The 13,795-nt window shown below is 58.6% G+C and carries 14 protein-coding genes; 8 read left to right on the top strand and 6 right to left on the bottom strand.

The annotated features are described in order from the left end of the window. Positions 1-95: 95 nt before the first annotated feature. The 8 genes from ACFSNN_RS35215 (at position 96) to ACFSNN_RS35180 (ending at position 8,293) form a co-directional block, all read left to right on the top strand. Positions 96-968, top strand: a complete 873-nt coding sequence (locus ACFSNN_RS35215; RefSeq protein WP_134465710.1) for a fumarylacetoacetate hydrolase family protein — start codon at positions 96-98, stop codon at positions 966-968. Then, positions 965-2,242 (top strand): VOC family protein, encoded by a 1,278-nt coding sequence (locus ACFSNN_RS35210; protein ID WP_377689208.1) that lies wholly within the window; start codon positions 965-967, stop codon positions 2,240-2,242. The genes ACFSNN_RS35215 and ACFSNN_RS35210 overlap by 4 nt, the downstream gene beginning before the upstream one ends. A 621-nt stretch (positions 2,243-2,863) precedes the next feature. Then, positions 2,864-3,979 (top strand): MFS transporter, encoded by a 1,116-nt coding sequence (locus ACFSNN_RS35205; RefSeq protein ID WP_166799422.1) that lies wholly within the window; start codon positions 2,864-2,866, stop codon positions 3,977-3,979. 222 nt (positions 3,980-4,201) lie between these two features. Further along, a complete protein-coding gene (locus tag ACFSNN_RS35200) occupies positions 4,202-5,443 on the top strand; it encodes a porin (protein WP_244323150.1) in 1,242 nt (413 codons plus the stop codon). Between the two features lie 41 nt (positions 5,444-5,484). Beyond that, positions 5,485-5,883 carry a BON domain-containing protein gene (locus ACFSNN_RS35195; protein ID WP_134465708.1) on the top strand — a complete coding sequence of 133 codons (399 nt, stop codon included), beginning with the start codon at positions 5,485-5,487 and terminating at the stop codon, positions 5,881-5,883. Positions 5,884-6,136: 253 nt separating this feature from the next. Beyond that, positions 6,137-6,484: a Dabb family protein gene (locus ACFSNN_RS35190; protein ID WP_134465707.1), complete on the top strand. Its 348-nt coding sequence runs from the start codon at positions 6,137-6,139 to the stop codon at positions 6,482-6,484. A 405-nt stretch (positions 6,485-6,889) separates the two neighbouring features. Next, positions 6,890-7,564, top strand: coding sequence for a hypothetical protein (locus ACFSNN_RS35185; RefSeq protein ID WP_134465706.1), 675 nt, complete (start codon positions 6,890-6,892; stop codon positions 7,562-7,564). A gap of 264 nt (positions 7,565-7,828) precedes the next feature. After that, on the top strand, positions 7,829-8,293 hold the full coding sequence (locus ACFSNN_RS35180; RefSeq protein WP_134465705.1) for a hypothetical protein: 465 nt from the start codon (positions 7,829-7,831) through the stop codon (positions 8,291-8,293). An 86-nt stretch (positions 8,294-8,379) separates the two neighbouring features. Here ACFSNN_RS35180 and ACFSNN_RS35175 read toward each other — a convergent pair whose 3' ends face one another. The 6 genes from ACFSNN_RS35175 to ACFSNN_RS35150 form a co-directional block, all read right to left on the bottom strand. Further along, complete coding sequence (locus tag ACFSNN_RS35175) at positions 8,380-8,694, bottom strand: TrbM/KikA/MpfK family conjugal transfer protein (RefSeq protein WP_134465704.1); 315 nt, start codon at positions 8,692-8,694, stop codon at positions 8,380-8,382. A gap of 11 nt (positions 8,695-8,705) precedes the next feature. Next, positions 8,706-9,158 (bottom strand): hypothetical protein, encoded by a 453-nt coding sequence (locus tag ACFSNN_RS35170; protein WP_134465703.1) that lies wholly within the window; start codon positions 9,156-9,158, stop codon positions 8,706-8,708. Further along, positions 9,158-9,871 carry a StbB family protein gene (gene stbB, locus ACFSNN_RS35165; RefSeq protein ID WP_134465797.1) on the bottom strand — a complete coding sequence of 238 codons (714 nt, stop codon included), beginning with the start codon at positions 9,869-9,871 and terminating at the stop codon, positions 9,158-9,160. Before stbB ends, ACFSNN_RS35170 begins: the two co-directional genes overlap by 1 nt. Positions 9,872-9,947: 76 nt before the next feature. Beyond that, positions 9,948-11,633 carry an LPD7 domain-containing protein gene (locus ACFSNN_RS35160; RefSeq protein WP_134465702.1) on the bottom strand — a complete coding sequence of 562 codons (1,686 nt, stop codon included), beginning with the start codon at positions 11,631-11,633 and terminating at the stop codon, positions 9,948-9,950. Further along, the gene (locus ACFSNN_RS35155) at positions 11,630-13,411 is read right to left on the bottom strand and encodes a type IV secretory system conjugative DNA transfer family protein (RefSeq protein ID WP_134465701.1); all 1,782 of its coding nucleotides are present in this window, start codon (positions 13,409-13,411) and stop codon (positions 11,630-11,632) included. The genes ACFSNN_RS35160 and ACFSNN_RS35155 overlap by 4 nt, the downstream gene beginning before the upstream one ends. Beyond that, on the bottom strand, positions 13,408-13,770 hold the full coding sequence (locus tag ACFSNN_RS35150) for a hypothetical protein (RefSeq protein WP_093645464.1): 363 nt from the start codon (positions 13,768-13,770) through the stop codon (positions 13,408-13,410). The genes ACFSNN_RS35155 and ACFSNN_RS35150 overlap by 4 nt, the downstream gene beginning before the upstream one ends. Between the last annotated feature and the right edge of the window lie 25 nt (positions 13,771-13,795).

Below are 13,795 nucleotides of genomic sequence, written 5' to 3'. Positions count from 1 at the left end.
CCTCCTGAGGAGTTCAACCGGATGCCCCCCCCCGAAATATCTACGTGGCTGAACTTGATTCAGGCACGAAGGACAATGTACTTAAGGAATGAAGAATGCGCCTAGTATGCTTTGAATGTGACGGAAGAAAGAAAATTGGCGTGCGAGTTGACCAAAAGATCATCCCCCTTGCCGCGCACCGCGCCGCGACTATCGAGGATGTGCTGAAGATCCCCAATTTTCAATCAGCGTTGGCCGGCGAAATCGCCGCAGGTGCTCCGGATGCGATCGCACTCACGGATGTGAAGCTGCTGCCTCCGGTGGGGCCGGCGAACCGGATCTTCTGCGTTGGGCTCAACTATTACGAACATGTCGCTGAAACGCAGGGAAGTGACGAACCAGCACCTCCGCAGAAGCCGCCCGCGCCGACGATCTTTCTGCGTGTGCTCTCATCATTCGTTGGTGACGGACTGCCTTTGCAGTTGCCCTCGATCTCCGACAAGTTCGATTGGGAAGGCGAGCTTGTGGCAGTCATCGGCCGGCCGGGCTATCGCATTTCTGTGGAACGCGCGCTAGATCACGTTGCCGGCTACTCTATCGGAAATGACGGTTCGATCCGCGACTGGCAGCTTGCGTCAACGCAATGGACCATGGGAAAGAATTTCGATAAGTCGGGCAGCATCGGGCCTGAGATTGTCACCGCCGACGAGCTGCCATTTGGCGCGCGCGGGCTGCGTATTCAGACACGTCTGAATGGCAAAGTAATGCAGGAGGACACGACCGACAACATGATGTTCGATCTTCCTACGCTCATCGCTTATCTCAGTCAAGCGGTGAAACTGGAGACTGGAGATCTTATTCTGACGGGAACCCCTTCGGGCATCGGCATCACTCGCAAACCACCGGTACTGATGGCTGCAGAAGATATTTGCGAAGTGGAAATCGAACAGATCGGTGTGCTACGCAATCGGATTGAGCGGGAATTGTGACTGCAACCGGTGAGGTCGGTGGTCTTGCTCCGAACCATACGGTGAAGTCACGTAATCAAAAGGTCCATATGTCCAGAGAAAAATTCAGTGTCGGCGGCGTTCTGTATGACCGCCCTTTCAAGATTCGGCGCCTCAACCACTTCGGCATCAGCGTCGACAATACCGGTGAGTCACTCAAGTTCTATCGTGACGTCCTCGGGTTCTATGTTTCGGACTCGATTGATACCGCTCTGTCCGACCCCGGACCATGGCTTGATGGCGTCCCGGATACGAAGATCTACTTCCTGCGGCATAACAGTGACCACCACACATTCGTCCTCATGCCGAGGCCATGGATCGAGCACTTCGAGCCGCCACAGCGTACAGACTTAACGGTGAATCAGATTACTTGGCAGGTGGGCAGTCTTTGCGAGGTGGTCGAAGCCCGGAAATGGCTTGTCACTTTAGGTCAGAAGGTTGATCGCTATGGTCGTGACCCAGGCTCGAACTGGCACACATATTTCCCTGACCCGACCGGCCACACCAACGAGCTTGAGTATGGCATCGAACAAGTGGGCTGGGATGGATTGAGCAAGCCGGTAGCGATGTGGCCTTGGCGCAACGATCATCCAGAATTGCCATTTAAGTCGGAGGTTACGGAGGTCGCAGAAGCAGGAGCAAGAGGCATCGACATCTTTTCCGGGCATCGCTGGACTGATGACCTGCCGAAGACCTATGATGTTGGTGGCGTGCTCTTGGCCCGACCATTCAAGCCGGTGCGAGTTGGTCCCGTCAGCATTTTTGTTGCGGACATAGATACTGCCGTTGCCTTTTATACCGTACGCCTGGGTTTGACCGTTAGCGAGGAGACGGTCGTTTCTGGGAAGCGAGTCGTATTCCTGCGTGCAAACACCGAACATCACAGTTTGGTATTACTCCCACTGGAACTGCGCAGTATCTTGGGCGTGCGAGACGACAGCACATTGCTGGCGTTCGGCGTCCAGCTCGGCTCCTATGAACAACTTCGTGCCGCAAAGAATTTCCTGGAGAAAAATGGTGTGAAGGTTATCGACCTGCCGCAGGAGTTGCATTTGGGTATCGATTACGTCGTTCATGCCGTCGCTCCTGATGGGAACATGATTCAGTTGTATTACTACATGGAGCAAGTCGGCTGGAATGGGCAGGTACGCAAGCCCGCCAACCGTCGCCGGGTTGTTCCCGGCGTATGGCCCGAGACTCTGGACGCGCTCTCCGATACCTATGATGGCGAGACTTTCTGGGGGCCACTGGGCTAGTCGACAGGGGCATTTACTCGCGTAGACGTCCCAATATCAGACGCGAATCGCGATGGCGGTACTAGAGGCCGACAGTCCGCGCAGTCTGCGCCGCCGCTTTGATGGGAACGTTGCCGGAATCAATCTGCGGCAGTACAAGTGGGTGCCCTGCGTATTGCGCAGGGGGTGAATGGCATGACGTCGGTGACGAATAGTCAGTCGATCACCCCGGCACCGATGTCAAATAGACTGACTCACAGCACAACTTGCCCTGACTCGCGTGAGCGACGATGGTAAGGCCGTCGGCTAATTCCGAGATGCGAGTGGGAAAAGCCGGTCCCTCAACATGAATGATTTACCGCACGTAGCACCGGTGGCGCTGCGCGAAATCGGGATGGCGGAGGCTGACCTGGATCGGGCAGCCGATATCGCGGTGAGCGACCCATAATGGAACCCTAGAGTGGTCAGCGAGTCGCAACGCGGAGAGATCCGTCTGCTACTGCAAAACGCCTTCGAAGGCGCACGTCCTATCGTGGGATGATCACGTATGTGATTTTTTTTCTTCCCCCGCCCACGAAGACCGCCCGCCCGTAGTATTTCGTCATGCAACGAAACATAGCATGCCTAAATAACGGAGATTTTATGATGGAGAGTAGCGCTTCCAACTTGACAGCCGGTGCTAGAACTTGGCAGCGCTCGAATGGTCTCGCAATCCTCGTGTTGTGTGTCTTGATAGCGATGTTTGAAGACGTTCAGTCCATCGGCGTTACTGCCCCCCAGATTGCACGAGAGCTGCAGCTGTCCGCTTCACAGATGGGAATAATCTTTGGGTCCAGCGTGCTTGGTATGCTGCCAGGCGCTCTCATCGGAGGGCGCCTGACCGATATCTTCGGCCGCAAAAACGTCTTGCTGTTTTCCATGGCAGTTTTCGGACTATTTTCCCTCGCAACGACCCAAGTCTGGGACTACTCGAGTCTTGTTGTGGTTCGTCTGCTGACGGGCTTGGGACTGGGTGGTGCGATGCCCAATCTTATGGCGTTGTCCAGCGAGGCTGTATCGGCCGAGCGCCGGGGTACGGCGGTTAGTGCCATGTATGCCGGAAACCCACTCGGTGGCGCGTCCATAGCGTTTGTTGCATCACTGAGCGCCGGTACCAGAGGGTGGCACAACGTTTTCTATGTCGGCGGCCTCCTGCCGCTCGTGCTTATCCCCTTGGCTTTGGTATTGATTCCGGCATCGAGTGGACGGAGTGTCACTCACACGGATGAATCCAAACACAGTTCAATTTATGAGGCGCCTTTTGGTCAGGGGCGTGGGGTAACGACCATTTCGATCTGGGCGGCTATTGCCTGCACGTTGATCATTTTCTACATCATGGTTAGTTGGATGCCCACGCTGAGCATGGGGCGTGGTCTTTCACATGCTCAGGCCTCGATAACGCAGGTTTGTTTCAATCTGGGTGGTGCTGTGGGAACTATTGTAGTGGGATTTTTTCTTGATGCGTTTCCGAAGCGGGCGGTGGTACTCGGCGTCTTTGCACTCATCTTCGCCGGACTGACTGGCCTGGCAAATTCGTTCAGCCCGCTCGGGCTGGCCGTTTTCACCACTCTGCTTGGCATCACTTCCATCGGTACTCAATCAGTCATTTACGCGATTGCATCGTCACGCTACCCGTTCTCTGGTCGGGGCACAGGTATAGGTGGTGCAGTCGCCGCAGCGCGGCTGGGCGGCTGGGCGGCGTCATGGGACCAGCCGTAGCAGATCAATTGCTTGCCTTGGGAAAGTCCGCAACAACGGTCATCAGTGGAAGTGGCCCGCTGGCAATTGTGGCAGCGGTGGCCACGCTGATTGCACTTCATGGGCGAGATGAACACTACTGAGCCGGCTTCGAGACTGGATCTGGAATGGATTGCATAGTGCCGGCGTTACTGGTGCGAAATACCAATATTCTAAAGACGAGCCGGAACTTAAGGGTGCAGTTTGCAAGACAAGCCCAAGAATACACGGCGAAATACAGGAGACGAAAATATGGCTAGTAAATCGCACTACAAAATGACGATCAGGTCCACTGTCGTGGCTTCGGTATTATGTGTGGCGGGTGCTGCGCATGCGCAGGGCAGCGTGACACTGTATGGCATTGCCGATGCCGGTGTGATGTATCTGAGTCATACGACGCCAGGTTTAAACGATTCAAAGGGTACCGGGCATCAGTTCTCAATGACAAACTCCGGCTATTCGCCGTCGATTTGGGGCCTTAGTGGCTCGGAAGACCTCGGGGGTGGACTCAAGGCGACCTTCAAGCTCGAAAGTGGCATCAGCCTTGCCAATGGCGGATACGATAACCCGGGCGCGAACAACGGGCTCTTCAACCGTACCGCCGAGGTGGGGCTGTCCAGTCGCTTCGGGACCGTTACGGCGGGTCTGCAATTTTCACCGTTCTTCCTTACCGTGTACGAACTCGACCCGCGGGGCTTCAGCGAATTCGGTAGCATGGTGACGCCGATGATCGACAATTCGCTGATCGCGGCGCTCTTCATGCCGAATGCGGTCTCCTACACGTCGCCCGATATTTCAGGATTCCAGTTCGCTGGTTTGTTCGGTTTCGGCGGTGTCGCGGGCAACTTCCAGAATGGACGATCCTGGTCAGTAAGCGCGAAGTACACGAACGGCACGTTTCTCGCGGGTGCGGCCTACATCAGCGTCAACAATGCGGCTGACGCCAGCCTCGCCTCGGTTGGTGGACTCTACCCGGCCAACGTGCGGGCCTATACGGCCGGCGCCAGCTATAAATTCGGTGGCTTGACGGTCAAGGCGGCATTCACGAACTTCAAGGCGAACAGCGCACCGGTCACCAACTCGTCCACCGACACCAGCGTCAACGTCTACAGCGGTGGCGCAGACTGGTTCGTACTCCCATACCTCGATCTGAACGGGGGCGTCTACTATCAACAGGACCGCGTACATTCAGGTAGCCACTCGATCACGGCGGCGCTCGGCATGCAGTACTTCCTTTCGAAACGTACTGCACTGTATGCGCAGGTTGGCCTCGTCAACAACAAATGCTCGGCAAACGGCCAATGTCTGGGATCTGGCCTGACCGTGGAGAGTGCCGGCAGTGGCGTCGGTGGCCTTCAAGGAAATATTGGTAGTGCCGCCGCAGGCGCAGGCCTGCCGCCCGGCACGACATTCGGCGGCAACGTCGGCATTCGCGTGATGTTCTAAATCCGTGGCATCCATTTAACCCCAAATTACACGGCGCGATCATGAATTTACATCAATTTGCATTGACCGCAGGGGCCGCACTGGCACTCCTTACGCTGGACGTCCACGCACAGCAAGCGGTTGCACCTTCTTCCGCTGCCGTGCCAGTCTCTGCAGCGCCGGAGCCGTCCTCCACCGCCGATAAAACGGCCGAGAAGGCTGCGTTGAAAGCCCAGCGAAAAGCAGACCGTATGCTTGAAAAGGCTGTGCGCTACGCGCTTGCGAAAGACAAATCCGTCGATGTGACGCGGATCAATGTGCGCGCACGTAGCGGCGCCGTCACCCTGCTCGGTTCTGTACCACAACAGGACCAGAGCGACGCGGCCTTCCATGTCGCACAGGCGGTGACTGGTGTGACTTCCGTGGAAAATGCCTTGACCATCAAGGCTGCCGGACAGTAAGACTCCCCCGGGCTTGTCTTTAAGCCCGAGCGCTGGACTCCCGCGTCTGTATCGGAATTGGGTGGTCAATCAACCTGGCCGATTTCCTCGGGCACTACGAAGTGCGTTGCATGGATATGCAACGGCGGTAGGAGCACCATGGTGGTCATCAAATGATTGCGCAGGGTGAGAACGCAAAAAGCTGCAATTTGTAGTCTGAACGATGGCTACGGCCTCTCTGAAATCATTTCGCGGACTAGGTAAAGGAGCTCTTATGATAAGACACATCGTGATGTGGAAAGTCCGAGGCGAGTCCCCTAAGAAAAAAGCCGAATCGGCGCGTCTGATCAAGCAAGCATTTGAAGGTCTGAATGGCAGGATCCCCGGGATGATCAAGCTGGAGATCGGCTTAGACATCACCGGTATCGATTACGCGTGCGACGTTGTCCTGTATTCAGAGTTCGAAAGCAGGGAATCACTGGAGGCTTACGGAACCCACCCCGAACATCTGCGCGTGCGGGATGAACTCATTGGCTTACGTACCGAACGATATCAAGTCGACTATTTACCGAAACCGCGAGATTGCACGTCAGGCGCGCGGCGCGCTGAGTGCGATGCGTAACTCTCGATGCCAGACGTTGCGCTTCGCCTGACCGGTGTCTGCGGCAAAGCCGCCGTTCGAATGTCTGCGCGGATGGCCGGACCAATGGCCGAATCTGGCCGAACCTTGCCGATCGTCTAGCGATCGAACGGTGCTAGCTTGCCAAGAGCGGCAGCACGCGGACACATTGCCTTCGTTCGGACGAACGTCGCTACCCGTCCGCTTAAGAAGCGAACCGGCCTGAAACTTTTGACGCCCCCTCTCCTGGTGTTGGGCCGACGAGTGCCCTGGTTCGGCACGGTCTGTCAAGATGCGCACCTCCCCATTCAAGCGTTTGTGGCGAAAACACACACCGCATTTTTTGCTCTGAATACTCCGCAAACGATTGCTTATACTCTATGCACCTCTTTCTCCGAGGCGCATCGTATGCAGCAGGAATGGCTTGAATATCTCCAGCGACTTGGCTGGAACACTCCGATGATTTTGGCGCTGGCGTCAGGGGCAGTCGGCTCTGTCATAACGCTCGCGTGGATCTCAGCAAGGGATGCCAGAGAGCGCAAGCGTCAGCGACGCGACACTGCATTGGAACTTGCGTTATCGCTGGAAAGCTACGCTCGAACCTGTCGGACAATGATGCATAAGGCCGCTTGGGCGGCATCGGAGCCGGTCGGCCCTATGAGCCGCGAAGCCAGCAAGGGCGTGTCCATCCCCGTCTTTGCCTATCCAGACAAGCTTCACTGGCACGTCCTGAGCCGCAAAGTTATCTCTGAGCTGCGCGAGTACCCGGCAACGGTGTACGCCGCGCGGGAGTATGTGGAAGCGTTCCGCGAATTCGGTGAGCCGATCGACCTTTGTGGCCAGGTTGAATACGAATGTGCAAAGGCTGCGATGGCAGCGTTAGCACTTACTCGGACCACGCGCCGGCGGCACGGAGCTGCGACGTGGAAGCCGGGCGCCAAAGATTCAGCCATGGAGCGCGAACTGTCCGACTTCATCGCGAACGCTGAAGAAAAGCGCAAGGCGTCGCTCGAGCGTCGAACGGAGCCCACGGTTGGTCGGCGAGCTGACGCGCAACCGTTCAATCAGGCGCTAAGCGCCTGAAACTTAGACCAGACAAGCGGATATCAATCTGTCAGGCGTCTCACGGGGTCCCCTCAGGATTCGGCTTTTTAAGCACCATAGCCGCGCCGCACAATCAAGCGAATCAATAATTTAGCCGCGGCGACAAAAGGCCGTCTAATTGCCGAATGCATAATAGGTACCGAGCCTTGCGCCGTAAGGCTTTCCAGCTCGCTGGCGTACGCAAAAATCCGAATCCTGAGGGGACCCCTGGTAGCACACTTCGTTGCCGTCAATCCGCTGTCTATGAATTCGCTGCCGCCCGCGAAGGTTTTGGGCGGAAGTCAGACGGGGGAGATCAATCGAAAGGACGGCACGTTTCACACTCTCGATCTCCGGTTCTATCTCGACTTGCTTCGCGAGGATCAAGACCTCCAAAGGCACTTTCTTCGCACTTGGGCTATGGGCGCGCTATTGATGCTGGGGGATGAACTCGGCGATCACCGGTACTTTGACCGGGCACCGATCCTTGAATTGGTCTATCACTTGCGCAATGGCATCGCCCACGGCAACACGTTCAATATCACCGACGATGGTAAGAAACGCTTGGCGAAGCATCTGGCCCACAACGGCAATGCTGCCGCGAAGAACCCGATGGGAACCGTGTATGAGATTACGCCCAACCTGACCGGGCCGGTTCTCTTTGATTTCGTGGGTGCCGCAGACGTGATCGATATATTGCGGTCGGTCGAGGTCTACCTCTCGCAATAGGGGTCTGGTGAGCAACAAGCCTTGCCGGGCGATGTTACGCAAAATAGCACGAATCCTTACCCCTACCCTGAGAGAGCGGCTGCGCGTCACGGTCCAGATTGAACGTTTCCATACCTGTCGTTCACACCTTTCTTCGTATCCGGTCCAACGCTCTGGCACTGGTTCGTGAAATCGCTACGGGCATTCGATGTGCCGGTCTCATCGAAGTGACCGTGGTGAAATTTCACGATGGAAAAGTAACCCATCATATAGTTTTTGCAGTCCCCGCCGGCACTTCCACCGGCGATCAGGCCGGCGAGACACAGGACGGCACCGCAGGCGGACGGGTTGTCGTCGTCGGCCAGCGCCACCGTCTGGGTGACGAACGCGCCGCAAATTAATATTGCGATCAGTCGTTTCATGAGATCTCCTGTCAGGTGGCCAGAAGGCGCAGTGCCGCAAGGGCTCCGACTGTGAGCGCCGCGGAGCCAAGCGTGGCGCATACGGTCCATGCGGTCAGTTCGATTCGGCCGATAACACGACCGCGGCCGCGCTCTTCGCGCAAGACCTCGCGCAGCAGATCGCGGCTTCGTCCGTTGGCTTCGTCGTACTGCCTGAGCGAGATCTCGCCAAGCAGTTGATCGCGGGCCTCTGAAAACCGTCCCGCTTCGGCCAGCACATCGGTGCTCGATGCTGTGAACTGGTTGAGGAACTGCTCGTAGCGGGATGTGAAGCGCAGCAGCGTAAGTTCACCGTCGTCCTTGAACTGCTTACCCGTGGTATCGAGCAGTTGGGACAGACCCTTCACGTCCCGTCGTAGCAGCGATAGCTCACCCAGTACTGCGCCGATCAGTTCCTCGCGGATCGAATCGTCCGATGCACCCATCAATGCACCACAAGTTTGAAGACTGCGTCCAGTTCGGTCGTTACCCGTGTGGCCAGACGTTTGATTGCAACCAGTTGACGAATCTGTGCAAGATGTTCCTCGGGCTCCCCGCTCTCCATTGCTTCGGCGTTCATCGCGACATAGTCGGTCGGATCGTTGCGAATATCGACGATGGAGCGATCGAAAGCCTTGATCTTTTCGTAGATAGGGTTCTCATACATCACCGCTTCGCGATTCAAGACGAAATTGCGGTTTTCCGCGTAGTAGTCGAAAATTTTAGAGAAAATCTTTGACACGTCGTCTTTCGGGTTGACCGTGTTAAACACGATGCGAATGCGGTTTGCCGGCACACCGATTTCTCCGGTGAGTGCGCGCAATGTCGAAATTGTGTCGACCTGTTGTTTAAGCGCAGGAACGGTCGGTACGACGAAGGCATCGAAGTCTTCGTGAGAACCGTGATAGTCACGCATCAGCAAGACAAAGTCTTCAACATTCGATGCCCCGATATCGACCACGGCATGCCGCAAGGTCATGAGTTTGTCCTGCAGTTCCCCAAACTCCTTCCCACGCATCGCCGATCCTTTTTCGCTGTCGTCCGAGTTGATCGACTCGACCGGAATCACCTGGGCACCCTCGAGCCGTGGCGCGAGAAGGTGATGTGCAACGGTGCTCTTGCCAACGTTACCCGAGAAGTTGATTACAGCGATCTTCATGATGGTTTGCTCCTGTTGTTCGACTTGACGATGACGGTCGCGAGGCGATCGCGGCCGCCCGGCGTTGCCCGCCGCCTTATGGTTCCAATTCGAGCGTCGGCCCATCGTGTTCGGCGGTCTGCGACTGCGGGTCCTGTCCGCGCTCCGCCGTCGCCTGTTGGGTGGCCTGCTGTGCTGCGTGAGCCTGGCCGCGCTGCTCCCGCTCGATCTGCTCGCGCACGGCCTCGATCGTTGCTTCGCTTACCTGAGGCATGGGCACGTCCAGTGGCCGGTTAGCTGCGCGCGCCTCGGCCACGGCGCTTTCGAACTCCCCCATCAGCTTCTCCTGCTGCTGCTCCGGCAGACCCTTGATCTCGTCACGCAGCACCTCGCGCGCGGCCTGCGCCTTGATGCGCTCGCGTGCTTCATCGAGCGTCTTCTGCTGTTCCTTCGAGTATTTCCAGTCTCCGCTCAGGAACCGCTCGCGTGCCTCATTGATCTGTCGGCGCTCATCGGTTTCGCGGCGCACACTGGCCAGCGCTTCGCGCTGCTCGCGCGTGGGCAGGCCCGGCACATCGGGCGAAAACACCAGCCACTCGTTGCGCCGGCTCGTCACCGTCTTCGGAGCGAGTTCGGTACCCTTCTCGTCGAACTGGCGCTGCTGCGCTGTTACCGTCTTGCTGCCGCCCTTTTCCAGCTCGATCCGCTGACCGGGCTGCACACCGCTTTCGCCGATCGCGCGTTCGAGGTCCAGCCCCCACACGATGCGCTCGCCATCCTCTGTCCGCACGGTCGCGTAGTAGCTGGCGTTCTGCTTGTCGTCGTGGTTGAACGGAGCGGGCCCGTGTGCCACCAGTACCCCCGCCGTGACACTGGCCGGCGTTGGCGTGCCCTGAACGGGACTCGCCGGTGCAGCCGCAGACGGCAGCGCGGCGTTCGCCCGGCCGCCGGGTGCGGCGTCTTCCCGCCCTGTTGTGGCCGTTTTCGCTGGCTCCGGCGCCGCGGGCTGCTTTTGCCCTGCGGCGTCTGCGGCCCCCATCTCATTCGTGCGCGCCTTGTCCACATCATTCGATCCCTCGCCAGCCCCGATACGCATCGCCTCACGCGCGGCGGTCAGAGCCGCCCGGTCCTGCGCCCCAGGTTTGAAGCCACGCGTCGGCACGCCGGCGAGCTCGGCGGCAATCCACGCCTGCCGCCGGAATTCCTCGCTACCCTTGAGCTGCAGCTCATCCCAGTTCTTCGCCTTCGCCACTTCGACCATGTGTGCGATCACCTCGCGGTCTTCACTGGCCGTCGACAGCGAGCGGCCCTTGTCCTCGAAGTGCACCGTCTCGCTTTTGCGATCGAGAAACTTGCCCTCATGCGCCACATAGCGGTTACTGACCGACTTCGGCACGTCATAGCCGGTCTTCTCGAAAACTGGTTTCGGGCGGATGGCGTTCTCCGGTCCATCGCCCTTCTTCCCGAGCGGCTTGCCGGTGCCGGCGGCCGGCTTCACCGCCTCGTCGGTGGCTGTGCTGGTAGCTGAGTTGGTCGCTGAGTTGGTCGATAAGTCGCGCTTGAGCAGCTTCTCGACCTCCTCCCGATCGGCCGCGCGGATCTTCTTCAGGCGCCCTCCGGTTGCGTCATCGACCGGCGTTTCCGGACTGCCGGGCACCGAGCCCGCGTCCGGCTCGTTCGCCGGCGGCGTGACGCGCGCACGAATGGTCGACGCATCGTCGGCATTGGCCGCGTCGCGTTCGCGGTAGTCGATCCGGTCGGCGGGGAATTCAATCTCGTTCATACGGTCACTCCTTGCGGTTCAGGGTGTGATTGAGGTGCTGCGGTTTGCGCCGACACGGCGGCCGCCGCGTCCGGCAGGACTTCTCGCAGATAAGGCATCAACTGGAACAGCGATACGCGGATGCTGTTGCGGTTGGCCAGTTGGACAGGCGCGAGTACTCCGATTTCGTGCTCACGGACGTCACGCGCCTGACCGACCGACTGTCGAGCGGCGTCTGCGGCCGCGGCAGCCTGCTGTGCGCGGCGGGCCGCGTTCTGCGTGTGCCACCACTGCTCGACGTCGATCTTTGGCACTGGTGCACACAGTTCACGCGCGACGAACGCGGCGTGTTTCATCTGTACTTCATTGGGAAACTTCGGACCGAAACCGAACCAGGCGCGCCGGCGATTGGTCTTCTCCAGCTTCGCCATCACCGCCTGCAGATAGGGGCTCTGCTGCACGAGCCGGTCAACGAGTTCGGCGTCTTCATAGAAAAATGCCTTCTCGCACAGGATCGGCTCGCACCCCTCCATCGTGATGATCTGTTTGTTGTGCTTCAGCGCCCGCAGCTCCTGCGGCATCATCAGTGCCCTGCCGTGCTCCGACTCATTGGTGCTCGTCGACGAACTCCGCCCGCGACTGCGGTTACGCGAGCGCGCCATGTACGTGAAGGTCCCCAGCATCTTCGAGTACTCTTCCGATTCCTTGACCGTACGCGGCGCATACAGGCTGCGCATCTTGCAGTTGATCGCCAGCGTTTCGGCGCCGTGCTTGCCGTACAGCTTCGGATCCTCGATCTGGGACATGCCCTGGAAGATCAGCATCAGTCTGAGGTTGTAGCCCGCGATGAACGGGTTGGCCGTATCGATGATGTCGATCTTGCCGGGCGCTGCAAACTCGTCCAGGATCAGTGCGCACTGGTATTTGAGTGCAGGATTCTCGGCAGGCAGCTCGCGCGTGTTCAGGTCGATCAGCTGCGAGAAAAAAAGATTGACCAGCAGCGCGCCGGCCTTCAGGTCGCCCGGCTTGATGCCCACATAGATCGACATGCGCTTTTTGCGCACATCGGCCAGATCGAAGTCCGAGCGGCTGGTTGCCGCGTCGACAACCGGATTGCTGAAGACGTTCAGCGGCGCGGTCATCGTCGATACGATGTTCGCGAAGGCTTCCTTCGACTGCGACAGGAAGCGGTTCAGCGCGTCGAGACATTCGAACGTGAGCGCCGGCAGCCCCTCAGTCGCATGCGCTGCATCGGCGCGCGTGCTGACGATCGACGAGATGTGTTCACGGATCGCCCTGCCCTTGCCTGAAGCCTGCCTCAGCACCTCGCCGAACGTGCACGGCAGCGAGGGCGTTTCCAGCAGATACAGCACGATCCCGATGAACAGGTTGCGTGCGTTGTCGTTCCAGTACTTCAGGCGCGCGTCGACGTTCGACGGATACAGGTGTTCGCCGATCGTCATCACGTCGCCCACGCGCGTGTAGGGCGCACGGCGCTGGATGTATTCGAGCGGGTTGTACGCGTGCGAGCGGCCGTCTTCCGAGAACGGCGCCCACAGATAGGTTTCGTGACCGCACGCCCGCCGGTAGCCGGACGTATACAGGTAGTTCTCTTCCTTGATGTCCTCGACCACGGCCGAATCGGGATAGGTGAGAAGATTCGGGATCACGAGCGACGTGCCTTTGCCGGAGCGGGTGCCGGCGGCCGCCATCAGGAAATCCTGGCCGTAATATTTCAGGTATTCACCCTTGTACTTGCCGACAATGAACGGCGGATACAGGTGTTGTGAAGTGGTCATGGCGATTTCCTCTCCAGCAGGCCGGCTTTCACAATGTCGTTTCGGGTTGCGAAGCGGGCCTCGCCAAACTGCGCGAGGCGCTTGCGGCCCGACACGAGCGCCATCGTGATCACGACCACTGGCAGGCCGGTGATGACGACCGACAGCAGCGAGCACACCTTGAGCGCTCGCACCACCGCAGGCACATCGCCGTAGGCACGCCAGTAGTCGTACAGCGTGAACACGCCCACGCTGCCCTGCGGCAGCTTCTGCATCTTCGCGAAAAGCTGGCCGCCGGCGAACTGGCCGAGGAACGCGAAGCCGCACAGGATCAGCAGGAAGACCACGACGGGGATCAGAATTCGAAGGGGTTTTGGCATGGTCGGTCCTCAGTGGGTGGCTGCG

The sequence above is a fragment of the Paraburkholderia dipogonis genome (genome assembly GCF_042680985.1).
Taxonomy (GTDB): Bacteria; Pseudomonadota; Gammaproteobacteria; order Burkholderiales; family Burkholderiaceae; genus Paraburkholderia; species Paraburkholderia phytofirmans.
This window is presented reverse-complemented; position numbering and strand designations above follow the sequence as displayed.